The organism is Mycobacterium sp., from assembly GCF_025965855.1.
Classification (GTDB): domain Bacteria; phylum Actinomycetota; class Actinomycetes; order Mycobacteriales; family Mycobacteriaceae; genus Mycobacterium.
This window is the reverse complement of record NZ_JAOPWB010000241.1, coordinates 1-20,514: the sequence shown is the minus strand read 5'-3', so window position 1 is coordinate 20,514 and position 20,514 is coordinate 1. Positions and strand designations below refer to the sequence as shown.

General features: G+C 67.6%; 16 protein-coding genes, 2 pseudogenes and 1 riboswitch. Of the genes and pseudogenes, 2 read left to right on the top strand and 16 right to left on the bottom strand.

The features are described from left to right. Positions 1–131: 131 nt before the first annotated feature. The gene (locus JWP83_RS20695) at positions 132–578 is read left to right on the top strand and encodes a nitroreductase/quinone reductase family protein (protein WP_297733980.1); all 447 of its coding nucleotides are present in this window, start codon (positions 132–134) and stop codon (positions 576–578) included. A 6-nt stretch (positions 579–584) separates the two neighbouring features. Here the strand turns inward: JWP83_RS20695 and JWP83_RS20690 are convergent, their stop codons facing one another. Next, positions 585–1,259: a hypothetical protein gene (locus tag JWP83_RS20690; protein WP_297733977.1), complete on the bottom strand. Its 675-nt coding sequence runs from the start codon at positions 1,257–1,259 to the stop codon at positions 585–587. Positions 1,260–1,358: 99 nt separating this feature from the next. Continuing rightward, on the bottom strand, positions 1,359–2,303 hold the full coding sequence (locus JWP83_RS20685; protein WP_297733974.1) for a sterol desaturase family protein: 945 nt from the start codon (positions 2,301–2,303) through the stop codon (positions 1,359–1,361). A 64-nt stretch (positions 2,304–2,367) separates the two neighbouring features. Here JWP83_RS20685 and JWP83_RS20680 point away from each other — a divergent pair, with 64 nt between their 5' ends. Further along, positions 2,368–3,567 carry an FAD-dependent oxidoreductase gene (locus tag JWP83_RS20680; protein ID WP_297733971.1) on the top strand — a complete coding sequence of 400 codons (1,200 nt, stop codon included), beginning with the start codon at positions 2,368–2,370 and terminating at the stop codon, positions 3,565–3,567. 15 nt (positions 3,568–3,582) lie between these two features. Here JWP83_RS20680 and JWP83_RS20675 read toward each other — a convergent pair whose 3' ends face one another. The 14 genes and pseudogenes from JWP83_RS20675 to JWP83_RS20610 all read right to left on the bottom strand — a co-directional run. Then, the gene (locus JWP83_RS20675; protein ID WP_297733968.1) at positions 3,583–4,290 is read right to left on the bottom strand and encodes an MgtC/SapB family protein; all 708 of its coding nucleotides are present in this window, start codon (positions 4,288–4,290) and stop codon (positions 3,583–3,585) included. A gap of 175 nt (positions 4,291–4,465) precedes the next feature. After that, positions 4,466–4,792, bottom strand: a complete 327-nt coding sequence (locus JWP83_RS20670; protein ID WP_297733965.1) for a DUF732 domain-containing protein — start codon at positions 4,790–4,792, stop codon at positions 4,466–4,468. A gap of 27 nt (positions 4,793–4,819) precedes the next feature. Beyond that, positions 4,820–6,235 carry a PPE family protein gene (locus JWP83_RS20665; RefSeq protein WP_297733962.1) on the bottom strand — a complete coding sequence of 472 codons (1,416 nt, stop codon included), beginning with the start codon at positions 6,233–6,235 and terminating at the stop codon, positions 4,820–4,822. A gap of 65 nt (positions 6,236–6,300) precedes the next feature. Next, positions 6,301–7,614: a PPE family protein gene (locus JWP83_RS20660; RefSeq protein ID WP_297733959.1), complete on the bottom strand. Its 1,314-nt coding sequence runs from the start codon at positions 7,612–7,614 to the stop codon at positions 6,301–6,303. Between the two features lie 629 nt (positions 7,615–8,243). Continuing rightward, positions 8,244–8,413 (bottom strand): annotated as a pseudogene (locus JWP83_RS20655) (hypothetical protein). A 214-nt stretch (positions 8,414–8,627) separates the two neighbouring features. Further along, positions 8,628–9,833: a PPE family protein gene (locus JWP83_RS20650; RefSeq protein ID WP_297733956.1), complete on the bottom strand. Its 1,206-nt coding sequence runs from the start codon at positions 9,831–9,833 to the stop codon at positions 8,628–8,630. Between the two features lie 15 nt (positions 9,834–9,848). Next, the gene (locus JWP83_RS20645; RefSeq protein WP_297733953.1) at positions 9,849–10,148 is read right to left on the bottom strand and encodes a PE family protein; all 300 of its coding nucleotides are present in this window, start codon (positions 10,146–10,148) and stop codon (positions 9,849–9,851) included. A gap of 292 nt (positions 10,149–10,440) precedes the next feature. Then, positions 10,441–10,617: riboswitch (M-box (ykoK) riboswitch) on the bottom strand. A gap of 125 nt (positions 10,618–10,742) precedes the next feature. Continuing rightward, positions 10,743–12,008, bottom strand: a complete 1,266-nt coding sequence (locus tag JWP83_RS20640; protein ID WP_297733951.1) for a PPE family protein — start codon at positions 12,006–12,008, stop codon at positions 10,743–10,745. A gap of 699 nt (positions 12,009–12,707) precedes the next feature. Then, a complete protein-coding gene (gene eccA / locus JWP83_RS20635) occupies positions 12,708–14,540 on the bottom strand; it encodes a type VII secretion AAA-ATPase EccA (RefSeq protein WP_297733947.1) in 1,833 nt (610 codons plus the stop codon). Beyond that, the gene (gene eccE / locus JWP83_RS20630) at positions 14,537–15,742 is read right to left on the bottom strand and encodes a type VII secretion protein EccE (protein WP_297733944.1); all 1,206 of its coding nucleotides are present in this window, start codon (positions 15,740–15,742) and stop codon (positions 14,537–14,539) included. The genes eccA and eccE overlap by 4 nt, the downstream gene beginning before the upstream one ends. Positions 15,743–15,761: 19 nt before the next feature. After that, positions 15,762–17,636, bottom strand: coding sequence for a S8 family serine peptidase (locus tag JWP83_RS20625; protein WP_297733941.1), 1,875 nt, complete (start codon positions 17,634–17,636; stop codon positions 15,762–15,764). After that, entirely contained in the window at positions 17,614–19,131 is a 1,518-nt protein-coding gene (eccD, locus tag JWP83_RS20620; RefSeq protein ID WP_297733938.1) for a type VII secretion integral membrane protein EccD, read from the bottom strand. The genes JWP83_RS20625 and eccD overlap by 23 nt, the downstream gene beginning before the upstream one ends. 269 nt (positions 19,132–19,400) lie before the next feature. Beyond that, positions 19,401–20,303, bottom strand: coding sequence for an ESX secretion-associated protein EspG (locus tag JWP83_RS20615; protein ID WP_297733935.1), 903 nt, complete (start codon positions 20,301–20,303; stop codon positions 19,401–19,403). 97 nt (positions 20,304–20,400) lie between these two features. Beyond that, a pseudogene (locus JWP83_RS20610) lies at positions 20,401–20,514 on the bottom strand (type VII secretion protein EsxI); the annotation flags it as partial.

Below are 20,514 nucleotides of genomic sequence, written 5' to 3'. Positions count from 1 at the left end.
GCCGGGCGGCCAGTCCTCTCAAGCCGCACCACCGGGGCCGGCAACACACATGCAGCCTCACCCGACCCACCCGGGTCACAGCGCAACGTAACAACACGAAGTAACTGCACCTACGAACTTAAGGACGCACCATGGCCACGCGCTACGAAGAACCGAATCGGGTGGCCCGCGCCGCCAACGCGGTGATCCGCTGGCTCGCCGAGCTGGGCATCAGCATCGCCGGGACCCGCGCGCTGCGCGTTCGTGGCCGCAAGAGCGGAAAAGCGCGCGCGGTGGTGATCAACCTGCTCACGGTCGACGGCGTGGACTACCTCGTCTCACCGCGCGGCAACACGCAGTGGGCCCGCAACGTGAGGGCCGCGGGCGTCGTCGAGGTGGGCCCACGCTGGCGCCGCCGACTCGCTCGCGTCAGCGAGGTGGACGATGCGGCCAAGCCAGAACTGCTGCGCCGTTACTTGGCGCGCTGGTACTGGCAGGTCAAGGACTATGTCGGCGGGTTGACGCCGGATTCCACCGATGAACAGCTGCTAGCCGGTGCGCCGACGATCCCGGTGTTCGCGCTCGCACCCCCCGGCTAAGGGGCATCACCTGGGATTGGTCGGCGCCCCGAGATCCTGGCGGACCTGGTCCGAGGTGGCCCGCCACGACACCGCGGCGGGTAGATCGCCCCATACGCTATTGAAGATTCCGACGATCTCGCCCGGGCCGCCGTTGGGCGCCAGGTACACCGGCCCCCCGGAATCGCCCCTCTGGCTCTGGACGCCGTGCGACATGGTGAACCAGCCGTTGTTGACGCTCTCCACGGTGCCGCAGGTCTCACCCGTGACAACGCCGAAATGGCAGACCGCTTGGCCGGGCTGAAGCGCCACGGATGGGTTGGATTCCAGTGGACGCCCGCCCGGCAGCACGTCGTTGGCCGTGACGCTGCTGTCCAGCACGATCGCCTCGTAGTCGGAGATCACCTGGTCCGTCGCCACGGTGGTGCCGCTGGGCGTGCTGTCGCGAAACGTGGCGAGACGGCCGATGACGTTGTGCTCGCGGTCGTAAACGACTCCGCTGCCCCGGCAGTGCCCCGCGGTGAACGCGATTTTCAGGGCCGGGTCGACGTAGCCCAAGGTGCAGAGGCGACTGTCCTGGTGGATTTCCATGCCCGGAAACACCACTGGGGGGTCCGCTTTGGCCGGCACGGGCGGCAGCGAAGGTGCGAGTGCCACGACGCACGCCGACGCGGCGAATGCGTGCAGTGCCAGGCGGCGCATGATGGCTCCGATCCGTCCAGGGGAAATGCCGACCCGAAGGGTGACGTTACGGCTTGATCTCACCCCTCGCTGATCTTTTCGCACCTGACGGCGCTGGCGTTACCCCGGCGTGACCAGCGGGACGGCGCCGGCGGACCGGCCCGCGACGCGCGGCTCCCAACCCGGCGGCCCGAAGACGTAGCCCAGCCGGTCACGCAGCCGGCTCGCCGATCGCCAGTCGCGGGCGATGGCGACGTATTCGCGAGTCTGCAGATTCCAGATGTTGAACGTGTCGACCCGCTTGGTGAGGCCGTAATGGGGGCGGAACAGCTCGGGCTGGAAGCTGCCGAACAGCCGGTCCCAAATGATGAGGATGCCGCCGTAGTTCTTATCCAGATACACCTTGTCCACCCCGTGGTGCACCCGGTGGTGCGAGGGGGTGTTGAAGACGAATTCGACCGGCCGCGGCAGGTTGTCGATGCGCTCGGTGTGGATCCAGAACTGGTAAATCAGGTTCAGTGACCAACTGAAAAACACCATCCAGGGCGGAAGCCCCAAGAGCGGCAAGGGAATCCACATCAGGATCTCGCCGCTGTTGTTCCACTTCTGGCGTAGCGCCGTGGCGAAGTTGTAATACTCGCTGGAGTGGTGGGCCTGGTGCGTCGCCCAGATCAGCCGGACCCGGTGAGCGATGCGGTGGTAGGCGTAATACAGCAGGTCGACGCCGACGATAGCGATGACCCAGGTGTACCACCGAGCCACCGAAAGGTGCCACGGCGCCAGGTAGGCGTAGATCGCGGCATAACCGAACAGGGCCAGGGCCTTCCAGCCGGCCGTCGTGGCCACCGAAACCAGCCCCATCGAGATGCTTGCCACCGAGTCACGGGTGAGATAGGCGCCGGACCCGGGCCGCACCGCATCGGTCTGGGAGGCCTCGATGTGTCGCAGCTTGCGGGCCGCGGTCCATTCGAGGGTCAACAGCAGCAGGAAAAACGGAATGGCAAACAGCACCGGGTCGCGCATCTCGGGGGGCAGCGCGGACCAGAACCCAGTGACAGCATTCACACAGATAGATTACGACCATCGGCGAATGCGGTGGGACGGCCCAGATCGATGAGGTGTTGAGCACTTGACCGCGGTGGTGGTAGTCGGCTCGGGGTTCGCGGGTTTGTGGGCCGCGCTCGGCGCCGCCCGGCGACTGGACGAGCTCGCCGTGCCGGCGGGCACGGTCGATATCACCGTGGTGAGCGCGAAACCCTTCCACGACATCCGGGTACGCAACTACGAAGCCGACCTGAACGCCTGCCGCATCCGGCTCGCGGACCTGCTCGAACCCGTCGGAGTTGCGCACGTCGCCGCCGAGGTGACCGCCATCGACGCCGTCGCCCGCACCGTCACCACGTCGAGCGGTGGCACGTACGGCTACGACCGACTGGTGCTGGCGTCGGGCAGTCGCGTCGTCAGGCCCGCCATCCCGGGGCTGCGGGAGTTCGGCTTCGACGTCGACACCTACGACGGCGCCGTTGCGCTGGAGCGGCACCTGCTAAAGCTTGCCGACGATCCGCCGACACCGGCGGCGGCCACGGTCGTCGTGGTCGGTGCCGGACTCACCGGCATCGAGACGGCCAGCGAGTTTCCAATGCGGCTGCACGCCTTGTTCTCTCGGCGAGGCCTTGCCCCTCGGGTGATTCTTGTCGACCGCAATCCCATGGTGGGCTCGGACATGGGCGCCTCGGCGCGTCCGGTGATCGAACGGGCCCTGTCGGACAACGGCATCGAGGCCAGAACGGGCGCGGGCGTCGCGGAGGTCACAGACCGCGGCGTGACGCTGTCGTCGGGTGAGCAACTACCGGCGGCCACCGTGGTGTGGTGCGCGGGCATGCGGGCCAGCTCGCTGACCGAGCAGCTCCAGGTGCCGCGCGACCGACTGGGCCGGGTACAGGTCGACGACTACCTGCGGGTGGTGGCCGTGCCCGGGGTTTTCGCCGCGGGTGACGTGGCGGCCGCGCGCATGGACGACGAGCACCTGTCGGTGATGTCGTGTCAACACGGGCGCCCGATGGGCCGCTACGCCGGCTACAACGTGATCAGCGACCTGTTCGATGAGCCGATGCTGGCTCTTCGAATCCCTTGGTATGTCACGGTTCTCGATCTCGGCCCAGCGGGAGCGGTCTACACCGAAGGCTGGGATCGGGTGGTGGTTTCGATCGGCGGGGAGGCTAAGGCGACCAAACAGACCATCAATACCCGGCGCATCTATCCCCCGCTGACCGGCAGCCGCGCCGACCTGCTGGCCGCCGCCGCGCCGGACCTGCAGGCCCGCCCGTGACCGCTCTCGGCCGGGTCAGTCCGTCTGCGCTGTGTCGCCGGCATACCACTGCACCGCCCGAACCCCCGGTTGCAGCGAGAGTTCCGCGACCAACCGCTCCAGCTTGGCCGGTGTGTGGCCGTCCATCAGCAGGTGCGCGGTCAGGGTGAGCTCGTCGTCGGCGGCATGCCCGGTGTGGATGCCGCGCAGCGTGATGTCGTTGCCGCCGGCGTGCTGGACGATGTGGGCGCGGGCGTACTTTTCGGATTTCGGGCGACAGACCACCTGCACCAGGTAGGGCTGCAGGCCTTCGTCTTCTTCGACGGCGTTGTCGCGGTCGATCACCCGCCCGAGCGGGCGCCCGAGCAGGTGGATGGCGATCACGGTTCCCGTGGCGATCGCGGTGAACACCAGATGGCCCGAAGCGGCCAGCACGCCCACGGCCGCCGAGCACCACAGCGTCGCGGCTGTGTTGAGGCCCCGAACGTTGAACCCCTCGCGCAGAATTACCCCTCCGCCGAGGAACCCGATCCCGGACACCACATAGGACGCGACCCGGGTGGGGCTGCTGTCCTCGGTGACGGCCGCGTACAGCACGAACAGGGTCGCACCCCCGGCCACCAGCGCGTTGGTGCGCAACCCGGCCATCCGGGCCCGCCACTGCCGCTCCAGCCCGATCAGGGCGCCACAGCCCACCCCGACGCCTAGTCGGAGGGCGAAATCGGCGACGCTCAACGTCTGCATGACACCGCCTTCCTTCCCCCACCGGGGCGACGCCGAGCACCGGCGCGGCACCGGTCGGCGGCAGCCAACCACGCCTAGGTAAACGGCAAGTGGACCGCGCCCGATCCGGTCGCCTTATGGCCACATCGGCGAAACCGCCGCGTAGCACGGGAGTCAACCAGTGCGCAACCCAGCGCTAGGCCTTCGAAAGCTGGTGCGGGCAATAGAATTTCGCGGCGACCATGGCGAAATTGGATGCGTTCTCCATGTCCATGCCGGGGTTGTGGGTTTTCACGTCGTGCACGAGCTCGAGGCCCGTTTCGCCGTTGTTCAAGCACGTACACACCGCTTTGGCGGACGCGACGGCCGCATCCGGACTGGCGTAGCTAATGCTGAGTTGGTGCAGGGCGGCGAGGAAGCCCGCGTCGTCACCCTGTGGCGGCGGGGGCGGATCGGCGTGGGCGGGCACGGCGAGGCCGATCGTCGCCGCGACTCCGGCGATCGCCAGTAGCAGTCTCATCATTCGTCACTCTCCCAATTTCGTTGCGCCCTAGCCCAACTGCACATCGGACGGCACGACTTGTGGCTTGTCGCCCTTTCTCAGGTGCACCGCGTGAATGCCCGGCTTCTTCGACAGCTGCTCGAGCAGGGCGTCAAGGCCTTGTTGATCGACGTTGTGGTGCTGAACGCTTTCGGGCTGCTCGGATATCTGCGCCACCAGGCGCTTGAGGTTTTCCGGCGAGTGGGCGTCTTTGAGGTCCTTGATGGGTTTGACGCGGCCGCGGACGCCGGTGCGGCTCACCGCGCTGGGGGCCCCGGCGCCGAAGGCGCTGCCGAGCATCCCCGCCACCGACATCGAACTGAGCAGCCCGCCCTCGCCGAGCGCGGCCGCCGGTACCGCATCGGGCCCGGCGGCCGACAGCGCGGCGGCTACCGTCCTGATGGCCGGGGTGGCGGTGGCCCAGCTCGGCGGGACCGACAGCTTCCCGACCAGCGTGCCGGCGTTACCCATGCCCGCCGAGACCGAGCTGGTCAGCCAGCCCCGCCCCCAATTCGGCGCCCCAAGCCCGGCTCCCAGCGCGTCTTTCGGGAGCTCGGCGTATCCCGGGGACGGGGCGAACTTGAGGACTTGCGACACGGGAAAGTTCGTCAGCAGCCCGATGTCGTTGAACTGCGTGCTAAAGCCGAGTGGAACCTTTACCGCCGAATAGAGGGCCGTGAACGTCGATGCCCCGGTCGGCCCGAACAGGCTGTTCAGCAGGCCGGTGACGGTGGTGTTGTAAGAGGTGCTGAGGTTCGCGCCGATCTGCAGCAGTGCTGACAACGGCCCGCCCGCCGCTGTCAACGATGACGACAGCGACGACACGATTGACTGCGCACTGCCGGCCGAGGTGCCGGCGGCTTGGGTCAACGCGGCCGCCTGGCCGGCCAACCCGCCCGCGTTGGTGATCTGCGGCGCCTCGGTGAATGGCGTGACGTGGGAGGCGGCCGCGGACGAGCCCGCGTAACTGTCCATTGCCACGGCGTCTTGGGCCCACATCTCGGCGTACTGGATCTCGGTTGCCGCGATCGCCGGGGTGTTCTGCCCGAAGACGTTGGTCGCCACCAGTTGCGCCAGTTGGCTGCGGTTGGTCGCGATCTCCGCCGGCGGCACGTGCGCGGCGAATGCCGTCTCGTACGCGGTGGCCGCCGCGGTGGCCTGGGTGGCGGCCTCGGCGGCCTGCGCGGCGGTGCCCTGCATCCAGGCCAGATACGGCGTGACCGCGGCGGCCATGCTGACCGATGACGGGCCGACCCACGACCCGATGGTCAGGCTGTCGATCACCGACGAATACGACGACACGGTGGACTGCAGTTCGCTGGCCAGCCCATCCCAGGCCGCGGCGGCCTCCCGCAGCGACCCCGATCCGGGGCCGGCGTACATCCTTCCCGAGTTCAACTCGGGCGGAAAAGCTGCGTAAAACATCGTCTATACCCCTTGCCTGGTCGGCGCCCCGGTGGACTGTGCTGAGCTGATGCCTGTCATCGCCGTCAGTCCTCCAGTGCCGGAATGACGATGATGGTGGCCGCGGCCGGGTCGGCGACGACCCCGCCCAGCGAGGCTGCCGCGGCGCCGCCGCCGCCCGCGGACTGGAACGCGGCGGCACCGACGGCGCGTCCCGCCAGGCTTGACAGCGCCATCTGGCTGAAGACGCCTTCCTCGCCGGCGAGCGAGGCGGCCGGCGCGGCCGCCAGGTTGGTGGGTAGCACCTGGGCGAGCGTTCTGATCGCCGGAGCGGCCTCCGTCCAGCCTTGCGGCACCGACATGCTGCCGACCAGGGCCGCCTTGCCCATCGCGCCCGATGCACCGACAGCGGAGCTGAGCATCGGCTTCACGGCGCTGGCGCCTTGCGTCAGTGGCGCCAACGCCCCAGCGATTGCTTTCGGGCCCGACAGATAGGCGGCGGCCCCCTGCCCGTTCTGACCCCAGGCGTATGCCTGCCCGAACGACAGGAAGGGGCCGCCGGGTATCGACGAGAATCCCTGCAGCGAGAACGGCCCGGTGAGGGTCGACCAGATGGTGTTCCAGTTCGCCAGGTCGGTTCCGAGACCCGCCGGCCAGGACGACGTCGACGGCAGGTTGACCAATTGCGGCAGGGCGAGCCCGGACAACAGGTTGGTCGACCCCGTTGTCGGCGAATTCAGGAGGCCACTCCCGAGGCTTTGCAGGGCCGTCGGCAGCGAGTTGATGAGCTGGGACAGTTGGGTGCCGATGTTCGAGGCGCCCGTGCCGCTGGCCTGGGAAACGGCGGCCGCCTGCGCCGGCGCTGCGGCGGTATTGGTGGTCTGCGGCGGTTCGGTAAACGACGTCAGCTGGGACGCGGTCGCCGACGAGGCCGCGTAGGCGTACATGGCGGCGGCGTCCTGGGCCCACATCTCCGCGTAATGGGCTTCGGTGGCCGCGATGGCCGGGGTGTTCTGGCCCAGGAAGTTGGTGGCGATCAACGCCATGAGCAGGGCGCGGTTGGCGGCGATCACCGGCGGCGGCACCGTGGCGGCAAAGGCCGTCTCGTAGGCGCCGGCGGCGATTTTGGCCTGGCTGGCCGCCTCCTCGGCCTGAACGCCCGTCGCGCTCATCCACGCCACGTACGGTGCCGCCGCGGACGCCATCGCGATCGAGGATGGCCCCGTCCATGGCCCGGCCGCGAGGCTCTCGATCGCGGAGCCATAGGAGGCCGCCGTTGACTGCAGCTCCGTCGCCAACTCGTCCCAGGCCGCAGCGGCTGCCAGCATCGGCCCCGACCCCGCGCCGACATACATCCGCCCGGAGTTGATCTCCGGTGGTAGCGCCCCGAAATCGAACATCTACTTCCTCCGGTCCCCTAAGTGGCCGCCATGGTAAGCGCCGCTTTCCAGCCGCGTCCGCAACCGCGGGGCAGCTCTAATGGAATCCATGGAATCCGCGGTGGAATTCACGCGTTGCGGCAACACATGTGAAGACAACAGGTCCCCATTCCCCTAGCCAAAATGTGTCACGGACGGCGGTCCGCCCAGCATTCAGGCGCCGCTGCCAATGTAGCGATCATCGTGATTGAAACGTATTCAGGCCGCGTTCCCGGTGTGTAATAGTAGGGTAAACGATAAGTGTCACGACGCCACTGAGCCTGTGAGAATGCTGCTCATCAGCTAACATTTCTCTGGGCTGAAGACCTTGTCCAGCATACTGGTAGACGGTTACCAGCAACCGGTCAGGAATGGATTCTAATTTGAGATCTTTTGAGCGCAGTTTATCCGCCGATCGGCGCCACCCGCCGTCTACAATGCGCTAGTAATGCTCGTTACTTGACGCGCCGATCCGGCTCTGTTATTGCACGTTTGCTAAACAATTGCGGCTTTGTATTCCAGACCGTCATAGCGCTTAAGAGTAATAAAATTCACTGGCCTGTATTGTGCGGGTTGGCGTGTAAATCCACCGCAATTCGTGTGAGCTGCGATTAAGCCCAGCCGCAGCCGACGGCGCTGTCGGTGCTGGCCATGTTGGCCTGCTCGTAGGCCGTGAGGACGTCGTCAATGAGGCCGGGAGCTCGGCTTGGATCGACGTGGCCTCGGCGCGGACGAGGGCGCCACGGGCGTCGACGTCGCCGAGTTGACAGTTAGTAGTCACCTGGTGCTCCCTGAATTTCACCTAGCGTACGCATTGGTAATTGCGCTAATGCTGATTGGCTGCTGGGGATTTTCTGTGAGGGTGATTCGGCGTGTTCGCGGTGCTAACCGCAGCGAACCAGTCGAGCCGCGGTGGCCGAGCAGCGTGTTCGCGAGGTTGCGGAAAGCTCAATCCGCGCAGGCATCGCTTGTGAGGTGCGTACGGTGCCCGACTTCTATCCGGCCGCCGGAGGGCGCGCGACGAAGGTAGGACGGAAGCCGTACTGCGGCACGGCACGCCCATAGGGTTGTGCACCCGTGGCGCCGATCGGCATCCCCGGCATGCCGGCCGCCATGGCCGGCGGCGGGACCATCGGCGTGCCTCCGAGCGACGAGGCCAGCGGGCCGGCCAGCGGCACGGGCGCGGTCCAGCTCGGCGGCACCGAAACCCCGCCGATCATTGGCGCGTGCCCGAGGCCGGCCGACACCGCATCGCCTACGCCCCCGACGGCGGGGCCTGCGACTTCCTCACCGAGCGCCCCGCTGGCAGCCTGGCCCGCCGCGTCGACCGCATCGCCGGCCGCGCTCCCCTGGCCCAGCAGGCTCAGGAATGGAGCCAGTGTGTTACTGGGCATGTAGAACCCGGACGAGAAGGCGGTGTTCCAGATATTGGCGTTGGGTCCCCACTCGGCCCAAAGGTTGTCGAGCGTGGAAGATCCCGACCCCGACCCGGTCAGCAGCCCCACGATCTCTGACGCAGGCGTCGGCGACGACACCGGCGAGGACAGGCCCTGCAGCGTGGTGGGCAGCGCGGAAATCAGCTGCGACAGCGTGCTCTGCTGACTCCCGGCCGGGGTGGCGACGGCCTGGGTCACCGCGGCGGACTGGGCGCTCAGCCCGCTGGGGCTGGTGGTCTGCTGCGGCTCGGTGAACTGGCTCAGCTGGGTGGCGACCGCCGCGGAGGCCGCGTAGCCATACATCGCGGCGGCATCCTGGGCCCACATTTCGGCGTACTGGGCCTCGGTGGCCGCGATCGCCGGGGTGTTTTGACCCACGATGTTGGTGGCGATCAGCGCCGAAAGCTGGGCGCGGTTGGCCGCGATCACCGGCGGGGGCACCGTCTCGGCGAACGCGGCCTCGTAGGCCGCCGCGGCGGCCTGGGCCTGTGCGGCGGTCTGCTCGGCCTGCTCGGCCGTCGTACCCAACCAGACCGCGTACGGCGCCGCCGCGGTCGCCATCGCCGTCGACGCCGGGCCGTGCCATTCTTCACCGGTCAGCGCCGAAAGCACCGAGCCGTAAGACAGTGCGGTGGAACGCAATTCGTCGGCCAGTCCATGCCACGCCGACGCGGCGGCCAGCATCGGGCCCGAGCCCACTCCGGAGTACATCCGGCCGGAGTTCACTTCCGGGGGAAGCATTGCGAAATCCAGTGCAGCGGTCATCGTCAGCCTCCTCCCCTAACTTGCCGCGATCGTGTCCGCTACCTCGGTGGCCGCATACGAGCCGGCGCTCGCGCCCAAGGTCGCGATAAACAGCTCGTGAACGGTCGCCGCCTGTGCGCCCGCCGCCTGGTATACGGCGGCGTAGACGCTGAATTGTGTTGTGGCCAAGGCCGATACCTCGTCGGCGGCGGCCGGTGACAACCCGGTCGTCGCCCCCGCCGCGGCCAGATTCTGCGCGGCCGGCGCGATTGCAACACCATCCAAGTCGCCGGCTGCACCGGCCAGCGCTTCCGGACGCGCATTGACAAACGACATTGGACTACTCCTCACGGAAAGAGACCGAACCCAGTTCTGGCCAATTTCCGCGCATTCCACAGCCGCGATCCGCTATGCGGAGCCCGCGAAGCGGACATGAGCGCGAGGCGTCTGCCGGGGCGAGCCGTTCAGACTGTCAGAAAGGGGCCGGGGTCGGATCGAAACGAAACGGTCGATCTGGAATACGGACTATCGTCGGGACTCATTTCGCTCTCACCTCCTCACAGCCTGGGCACACGGGGATGCCATTCCTTGCACACGGGGAGAAGCGCCCAGGTCTGAAGACCCTGAGACCGCACCCCTCTCGTCAAAGCTTCGGCACCACACGGCGTATCGGGCTCGATCGGAGCCGGAAGCCACTTGGGCTCAACCCTTAATCCGGGAGGAGCTGTCCTGACCCTGGGCGTCTCTCGACGTTCGAGGTCAGTGGCCTGTATCCGTGCAGACGCCTCACCTAGCGAGGTGCTTGCAGAGGCCATCGTGGCACCGCGGTAGTAGGTCAGTCAAGCCAACTGCCAAACGCTTGCAACAATTCACTTTTCGGCGCGCCCCGCCCGGCCGGCTCGCGACCGCGCGGGAGCGTCCGTTCTCCCGTCACCCCGCGGCCGGTGGCCGTGGCATCACGGTCACGCGGAACCCGTAGCGCGGGCCGTGGCCGTAGCCACCTCCCGCCGTGGCGGCGGGCATGCCCGGCATACCCGGCATCGCTCCCGGGCCGGCCCCCACCGCGCCGGCGCCCGGGCCGACGGCGTTGGTCCACCCACCTCCGGCGAACGTCGCCCCCGCCGGGTTCGCCACCTGCGCGGCCGCCGTCCAGCCCTGCGGCACGGACAATCGCCCGACCAATGCCGCCTGGTTGGTGCCAGCCGAAATCGCTCCGCTCAGGTCCGTGCCCGCCGCGCCGGCGGCCCCGGGCGTCAGCAGGGGTGTCCACGTCGGGTTGCCGGAGCCGGCGCCCATCGGCGGCAGTGCCGTGGACGTTGGCGCCGCGGCAACTGAGACCGCGTTGATGTCGGCCATCCCACCGGTGACGGCGGGTTCGATGATGGCCGGGCTCACGTAGCCGGCCGAAACGAATCCGTTGACCAGCGAGGAGTTCAAGAAGGTCCCGATCGCGTTCCCGTCCGCCCCGTCGAGAAAATTCAGGATGGAATCCAGGATTCCGACCCCCGGGATGGTCGCCGCGGGGTTCGCGGCGGCCGAGACGGGTGACGAGAGTCCTTGCAGTGCAGTCGGTATCGCGGACAGCATCTGATCCATCGTCTGGGTCCCGGTGCCCGTGGCCGTGCCCGTGGCTTGCGCGACCGCTGAGGCCTGGCCGGCCGGCCCCGCCGGATCGGTGGTCTCCGCCGGTTCCTCGAACGACGTCAGCGTCGAGGCGGCCGCCGAGCTACCGGCATAGCCGTACATTGCCGCCGCATCCTGGGCCCACATTTCGCCGTACTGGGCTTCCGTGGCCGCGATCGCCGCCGTGTTTTGCCCAAGGAAATTGGTCGCGACAAGCCCGCTGAGCAGAGCGCGGTTGGCAGCCACTTCCGCCGGGGGCACCGTCATGGCGAACGCGGCCTCATAGGCTCCCGCCGCAGCCGCCGCCTGAGCGGAAGCCTGCTGGGCAAGCGCCCCGGTGCTGCTCATCCATTGCACATAGGGCGTCGCCGCGGCGCCCATCGACGCGGAGGCCGGCCCCATCCACCCTTCGCTGGTCAGCTCCGAGATCACCGAGTCGTATGAGGCCGCGGTCGAACCCAGCTCCGCGGCCAGCGCGGCCCAGGCCGTCGCGGCAGCCATCATCGGCGCGGAGCCCGGTCCGGCATATATGCGCGTGGAGTTGACTTCCGGTGGTAGCGCTCCGAAATCCATTGCCAACACCTCCCTTAACCGGCCGCTGCAGTGTTGGCGGCCTGGATGGCCGCGGTGTGGGCGGTCATCCGGGCCGATTCGGCCAGTGATTCCCGTTGTGTCACAAAGAAAGACATCGGACTTCTCCTTGAATACGGATAGTCCGACCCAGCCACGGGCGTGTGGCCGCCGAGGTACGTCGGGTGCTGCCGATTCAAACGACGGCAAGTGCGCCGCGACCGGATCGGAATGAAACGGTCAGTGTTTTCCTGCATTCACTGTCAATCCGGCCAGTGCGCCCACCTCCCGTCGTGACCTGAGGCGCTCACGGGAGTGCGCCATGGTTGCCCGAATCGGGACGAGCCCCTCCGGCGAAATTTACCGGGCGCGGGCGCCCAGCTCGTCGCGACGACCGCAGCGAGTTGAGCGAACCCCGTACGTGGGCAAAAGCCGCCTGATCCCGGGCGTCTTGCGACGATAAACCTAAATCCCCTTCTCAAGACCTTTTCCGCGGGGAAACTGCGCTCGGCGATGAGCATTCAGGATCATGTTGGCACCGGGGCCAAGACCCGGCAACGCGAACCGCGTCGTCATTGGCAATTAATAGAAAGCTCATAGAATTCGCCGGACCGCAAGGGCCCGCGGCGGGATTTGAGAGTTGCCCCGAATCCGCCGAAAATAATTGCGGCCGTTAGCTGGTGAGGCTGCGCAGAAGCTCTACTACGTCGTCTTCTTCTCGGCGACCGCCGTCCGGATCCCCTCGGCCAGGTCCTCGGAGGTCAACTGTTTGAATCGGAGGAGTTGGGCCTCGCTGAAGTCGGTGAGATCGCTGGACAGCACCGCGTCGAGGTCTTCGTCGTCCAGCCGGAAACTCCGGTGGTCGCGGGCCTTCTCCACGACATTGCGGACGAAGCCGGCGTTGCCGAGCGTATCGATACCGCGAATTAAATCCCCGTCTTCCGAGTAGCTCTCGTCGAGGTAGAACTTCGTGTACGCCGGCAACAACGCCTCGGCCGCCTCGTCGGTGATGACGTCCTCGTTCTCCCGCCCCATGAGTTTGGTGAGCGCAACAAGCTCATCCGGGGTGTAGCTGAAGAACTCGATCACGGTCGAAAAACGCCGCCGCAGACCTTGATTCATCTCGAGCATCTTGTCCATGGCCTTGGCGTAACCCGCGCCGAACACGACCAGCTCGTCGCGATGGTTTTCCATGTACAGCAGCAGCGTGTTGATGATCGCGTTGCCGTAGGGGTCACCCTGGTGGTAGCCGCTCTCGTGCAGGGTGTGCATCTCGTCGAAGAAGACCGCTCCGCCCAACGCTCCCTCGAGCATCTCCTCGCTGTTCTTCTCGGCGTCGGCCATGTACCGCCCCAACAGCTTGGTGCGGCTCGTCTCCACCACCAGCGGCTTGCGCAACACGGTGAGCCCGCACAGCTGCTTGGTGAAGGCCCGCGCTACCGACGTCTTGCCGGTCCCGGGCGGCCCCAGCAGCAAGGTGTGGCGTGACGTCACCGGCACCGGGAGCCCCATCTTTTGCCGGGCCAAGTTCACCTTGGTGGTCGACTTGATGAGCTTGATTTCCCGCTTGGCCCGTTCCATGCCCAGCATCGCGTTGAGCTCTGCGTCCCCTTCGGCCAGATACTTGGCGGCCTCTTCGGCGTGGCGGGCGGCCTCCGTCTGCGCGCGCGTCGGCGCGCTGTCGGGGTCCCACGGGTCGGTGCGGGCCTCGATCGTCTCCGGATCGGTCAGTATCAGCCGATAGTTGGGATTGTCCAGGGCTTCTCGGGCCGGGGCGAACTTCGGATCCCGCGAGTACACCCGGCGCAACAGCTCGACGGCCTCGTCCTCGCGGCCGACGTGCCGCAGGCACATACCCTGGGTGTACAGGGCGATGTTGGCCGCCCCCGGCACCCGGTCCCCCTCGACGGCGTCCTGGCCGCGCCGGAAGGCCTCCTCGAACACTCCCAGCGAGGCCAGCGCGGTGGTCGCCATCGCCGCGCCCGCGGCCTTCAGTTCGGGGTGCCGCCAGGTCTTTCCCTCGGGAAATTGGGCGAGCACGTCGGGCCAGCGCCCGGTGCGGAAGTACAGCACGCCCCGCACGTAGTTGACCACTTCCTCATCGAAAGGATGCCGGGGCTCGACGCCGTCGAGCAGTTTCGCGGCTTCCTCGTAGCGTTTGGCCTCGGCGAGAGCGGCCGCGTAAGCGCACGCCAGCGACTCCACACTGGTGACGGCCAGGCGCAGAAACAACCCGTCGGAGACCTCGGGCCGAAACTGCAGATCCGTGACTCCGAGCCGGCGGGTTTCCCAACCGAACGTCCTGACCGCCGCCCACGCGCCGGCGAGCACCTCGAGGCTCTGCTCACCGGCCAGCATCCGCGCCAGCCAGCTATCGCACATCGCCGGGTCAAGCGTGGTGGCCGTGTTGAACATCTGCGCAGCCACCTGCGGGTTGTGGCTGGGCTGTAACCCGTTGACCGAGATTCCCGATGCCAAGAGCCCGGCGACCATTGCATTACGGGCGTCTTCGGCGGTGGATTGCGAGCGCGTCATTGCGCCGCAGGCACGCTCGCTGCGCTCTCCCGCACCTGACCGACCGACAGCACCAGATCATCGTCGTCGAGCAACGGACGGCTGGGGACGATTAAGAGCGGGCGGGCCGCCGGGGCGGGCAGGCTGGCACGCACCGCCGCCAGTTGGCGGCCGGTGAGCCGGTTGAGTCCCGACGATACGTTCCTGGGAAGCCGGCGCTCGCTGTGGTAGCGCACCCAGGCCGACAGCTGCGGCCGGACGGAGCTGGTGCGGAGCCGAATCGTGAGGACGGCGGCGCCCACTTCGGGCAGCAACAGTTCTTCCAAGGTCTCGGTGGTGATGTCCGACGGTGTCAACCAGAAACTGGCGGCGAACCCGTTGAAGTGCTTGAGGTGCCGCCATCCGGGGCGACTCCAGGTCGGTTCCAGATCGGCCAGCACGGCGCTGTCGACCTCGGCGAGCTCGTCGGCGGTCAACGGCCTGGCCACACAACTTTGCCCATCGAGATCTTGGGCGAGCCGCTCGGTGGCCGCCACCAAGGTCGATGCGAGCGAGTCGCGGGCCGCCACGGCGGCGACGTTGCGCTGCGGGTTCATCCGTAGCACCAGCCAGGTGCGGCGGACATAGGAGGTGGGTTGGTCGCTCACCAGCCCCCACTCTTCGGGCCCCCAGTCGTCCAGCTTGGACTTCTCGGCGGCTCTGACTTCAGGGCCGCCGCGGCGCACCTTCATCGAGACGATGTCGATGCCGTCGAGGTGGATATCGAACTGGCGCAAGCCCTCGGCTACCGCGTGCACCGGCAGGATGGCCGCCGTGTTCCGGTGCCGGTGGCGCCCAGAGGCGTCGTCCTCCCCGCCGTCCACCGCGATCACGGTCACCAGGTGGCCGTCGTACTGGCGTACGCCGACCCGGTCGCGCCCGAACCGGCGCTGGTGGTCAACCGCCGGCGTGCATCCCGCCGTCAGCGCGGTGCCCGGATCGGCGGACCAGTCCCACAGCCAGGTGGCCAGGCCGGAGGTCACGGTGAGGCCGTGGTGGGTGACCAGCGACAGCAGCGTGACCAGCGTGGCGAGGCCGACCCCAACCCAAAACGCGATGTGGTGGTCGCCCTGCCACGAGGCCGGGCAGTGACTGGCCACCAACAGGATCAGGATGTCGACAAGAAACACCGCGGTGACCCGCGGCCACGACAAAGACAATCCGAAACTTCGCTGAGCCTTCATTGCTATTGCTGCTCCGACCTCATTGCTGCTTCCGTGTTCGCTTGATGAAGACCGCTATACCGAACACGGCGCCGCCGATCAGTAAAGCCGCGGTCAACCCTCCGGCTGCCACCCATACTGGCACCATATCCCGGTGGGGGGCCGGTTTAGGGATGTTCAGCGGCGCCGACAGTTGCTGCGGCGGCTTTGCTGGACCCTCGGGTACATCCCACGTCAACGCCGCCACCGGATCGACGACACCGTAGCCGACCTGGTTGTCCACCCCGCGCGCGGGCGCCCGGGCGGTGCGTTCCAACCGGTTGATGACCTGATATGCCGATAGCTGGGGGTACTTGGCGCGGACGAGGGCGGCCACCCCGGACACGATCGCGGTCGAGAAACTGGTGCCGGCCGGAACCAGCAGCGTGTTGTCCGGGCCATCGATGGCGTTGATCAAACCGTCGTCCCGGGGCGAGAGCCCGATGATGTCGGTCGCCGGCGCGGCGATTCCCACCCACGGTCCGGCGACGCTCGTTGACGCCTGCCCCTGACTCCCTTGGATGAGCGGGCGCCCATCGGTGTCGACCGCGCCGACCGTCAGGACGTAGTCGCTGAACCAGGACGGCGTGACGACGGTGCCCACACCGCTCCAGTCGCGGGGATCCTTGGGCTGCATGGGATCGAAGGCCGGGTTCTGTTTGCAGTCCTTCTTGCTGGTGTCGCCGGCCGCCGCCACGATGACGACGTTCTTGTCGACCGCCGCGTAGCGGACCGCGGCGCCCAGCGTGCGCTGGTCGATCATGTTGCGCGAGCTCATGCAGGTCACGTCGGAGATGTTGATCACCGTGGCGCCCAGGTTCGCGGCGTGCACGATCGCCCGCGCCATGGTCTCGACGTCGTCGATCTTCGCCCGCGTCTGCGGGTCCTCGTCACCGGTGTAGGCGTCCTTGAGTCCGAAGGCCTGGCTGGATTGGCGGATCGCGAGGATGTCCACGTCCGGGGCGATGCCGCTGTAGGCGTCGGGGGCCTGCGCGCGCGGCGGTGCCGGCGGTGGGGGCGGCTTCGGCGGGTCGAGCGGACGAGGGCCGCCCGGGTTATCGATGCCGATCACCTGTCGACCGCCGGAGTAGCTCGGTATCGTCACCGTGCCCGCGCCGTGGCCGGCCGCCGGCGCCTGGCCCGGGCCACCAGGGGCCGGAGCCTGAGCCGGGCCACCAGGGGCCGGAGCCTGAGCCGGACCGGGAGCGGGTCCGGCTGGAGGTGCCGGCTGCGCCGGCGGTGCCCCAAACGGTCCCGGTGGCGGCGTCTCCGACGGGGGTGGCGCGGGAACCATTGTCACGGTCTGCGGTAGCGGCGACAACGTCACCGTCTGTGGCGGTGGCGCTTTCGGAGGCGGCTCGGTGGTGGGAATGGTGACCGGCTTGCGCGGTGCCGCGGGCGGCGTCGCCGCGCCGCTGGCCGGGGCCGCGCCGATCACCGACGCCACGATGGTTCCGTGCGCGTCGCAGTCCGAGAGTCCGTCGCCCGACATGATGTAGTCGCCGCCGGGAAGCAGGTGCGGAAACCTGGCGTGCGGGCTTACACCGGTGTCGATGACGGCGACCTTCTGCCCGGCGCCACGGCCGAATTGCCATGCCTCCTGCAAGTTCAGCATGTCCATGTATTTCGGCTGCAACCGGAAATCGGTTCCGGGCAGCACGCCGACCTCGGTGCAGTAGGAGTTCTGCTTCATCGGCGCCGGGGGCCCGGGCGGGCCGTCGGGCGGCACCGCGGCCGGATCAACCGTCGGAGGCGAAATCGCGTACGCGGGAGGCAGGCCCGCTAATGCGCCTGAGGTGAGCAGGAGCGCGGCGACGGTCGCACGGGATGCGCGACCGCGCCACACCTTGCCGCTAGCGGTAACGGATCGCCGCATAGACATTCATCAGCCACAATGCCAACGGGAAGATCGGCATCAGGCACAGGTATTCGATGTATTCCACGAACTTGCGGAACAGCGGGCTGTAGATGGTGTTGGGCACCACCGCCGCGGCCGTCATGCCCGCCGCGGGCAGCAGAACCAGAATCGCCACGCTGATCGACACCGCCAGCGGCGACTGCAACACGAGCGCGTACCGCACCACGATCGAGGCGACGATGAGCACAGACGTCACGGCCAGGCTGATCGCCTGCCAGCGGTCCACGTATGAGCGGCCGCGGAGCATCAGGAAGCCGGCGGCGAAGCCCGCCAGTAAGAGCGGCAGCCAGCGTTGGAAGGTGTGCGGATCCGACAGCGCGGTGAGCGACACCACCATCAGCACGCCGAGCCCCAACAGCAGGCCGGACAAGAACGATCGGGCGCGCTCGGCCTGCAGCACCACGTCGCGGACCGACGCGGGCCCCTCCAAGACCGGGGCACCGCCGTCGGCGCGCACCACGGTGGTAGGCAGATCCGGTCGCGCCTCGAACACCCACCGGCTGGTGGCCGACGGGAAGACGGGCAGCCGAATGCCGGCCAACCGACGGGATAGGGACGGTGCGGCCTGGTAGGTGAGCACGCAGACCAGCACCACGCAGGCGAAGTTGGTGACCGGGCTGGTATTTGCGACCATGCGCGCCAGGCTGGCGATCGCCGCCACGCCACTGATCGTCACGAGCGCGGTGTATATGGCCAGCCGGCGACCGGTGAAGCGCAGGGTGAGCGCCGCCGAAATCGCGAGCACGCCGAAGCCCAACACCGCGGACGGCGCGCCGACGCCGCCCGGCGGGGCCGACGCCGCGGCCACTGCGAGTGGCGCGAGGCCGCTCAACAGCATGATGTCGGCGACCAGACGCTCTGAGTGTGTCTTCGCCCGCATCGCCAGCAGGATGGCCACCGACAACACGAGCGCGGCGATGATCGCGGAGTAGACCGTGGGCAGCCAGGAATTGTGGTGCCAACGCCACCAGCCCAGCAGACCCGCCGCCGCGGTCACGCCGATCCCGACCATCGACGCGCCGACCTGGACCGCGACGATCGGGTCGATCGCGGCGAACCGCTTGCTCAGGTTTGCCGAAACCGCGGTGGAGATGTGCTCGATGACTTGCGATCGGTGCTCGGTGTCCGGCAGGAATCGGATCCACAGCCGGTCGCCGTCGTAGATGTCTTGCTCGGTCAGCGATTGCGTGGCCCGCAAGGGCGTGCCGTCGACGAGGCACAGCGCCCACCTGCCGCGGCCGGTGGCCTCCAGCGGGGTCTCGCCTAGTTCCCGGAGCCGGCTGTTGACCACCTTCAACAGCGCGTCGCTCATCACCGAGACGGGGGCGTTGGCATCCAGCAGAACGCCGATTTGGACGCCCTCACCGGCCATGACGCCGACGACTACCGCCCGAGGTTGTGAGATTCCCTCGATGTCTGCCTGTAGGGCATCAGCTACGCCTACTGCGGTCATCGCCCTGCACCCCCTGCCATTGTGAATGTGTAACCCTGTGTCGCCAGGCGCGCGCGGGCCCCGGACGTTTCACTCGCCGAGGCGCTGCGGCCCCCTGAGAGGTACAGCTCGACCAATTCGGATTTCATCTGCCTCGCCTTGTGTGCTAAGGAGTTGTGGTGACACTGCTTTGAAGATTTGCTGATGATTCTAGAGAAGTATGCCGTCTTCGCATCCCAACCGCATGTTGTCTGCAAAAGCGTTGGTGAAGTTTATGTTTCACGCGTATGTCAAACCCTTCGGTGCGTTTTCCACTCGCCGTACGGCAGAGTGTCCAACACGGTCTTGACGCCCACCTGCACCAGCTGGGGGGTTGCCGGGCAGATCGCCAGCCACGCCTCGCCCGAACCCGCGGTGCGCGCCTGCTGGTAGAGCGCGATGCGGCCACCCGAACCGTCCTTCAGCGACAGGACCGAGGCGCTGGGGCCCTTGGCGTCGTCCCGGTACTGGCGCGCGTACACCGCCACCTCGGCCGCGGGATCCGACAGCGCCTGACCCAGCGCGGCAACCGTCGCGGCACTGATGCCCATCCGCCGCAGATCCCCGCCGGAAAAGACGTTGAAGCCGGAGTCCTGCCAGGACTTCGTTGCTTCCAGCATCTCCTCCAGCGGCACGTTGACCGCGTTGATGGCCGCAGGCTCCGCGTGGTGGATCGACTCCAGGCCGTCGATCACCAACGACGCGATCGAGGCGCTGTCCGCGACGGCGACGTCATCGACGGTGATGTCGCTGCCCACCCGCACGGCCGACACCCAGTGCTGGCCGCGGCGGGCCAGCACCACGCGGAACTCGTTGTCGGGGATGTCGCGCGAACCGGGCGGCTGGTTCTCGTCGTCAACCACGCCGTACAGCAGCTTGCCCCGCGACAGCAGGGCGACGACTTCGAGGTCGGGCGCGGCGAGGACCCGCATTCGAGCGGCAACCTGTTCCTGCACCTCGTCGCCGACGACGATGCCCTGCTCACGCATCACCGCCATTCCGGGGTGTTCGTTGAGCCAGTCGCTCGAATCAGTGGACACGAACGGCCGGCACCGCAATTCCGGCGCGACGTGTCGAATGTCGAGCAGCGCCTGAAGCATCCAGAAGCCGTCGACGTTGACGGTGATGTCGGTGCGGGTGCTCTGTTGGTCCATCAATAGCCTCGGAGGTCGAAGTGGTCGAAGTTCACGGAAACCGCAGGACGCGGCAGCACACCGATATGTGGTGTGCTGCCGCGCCTGAAGTTGCGAGTTAGGCCCAGCTGGACCCGACGGCGCTGTCGGTGCTGGACATGTTGCTGCCCGCGGTCTGCACCTTCTGGCCGTGGGAGTTGGCCTGCTCGTAGATCACCTGGAAGTTGCGACC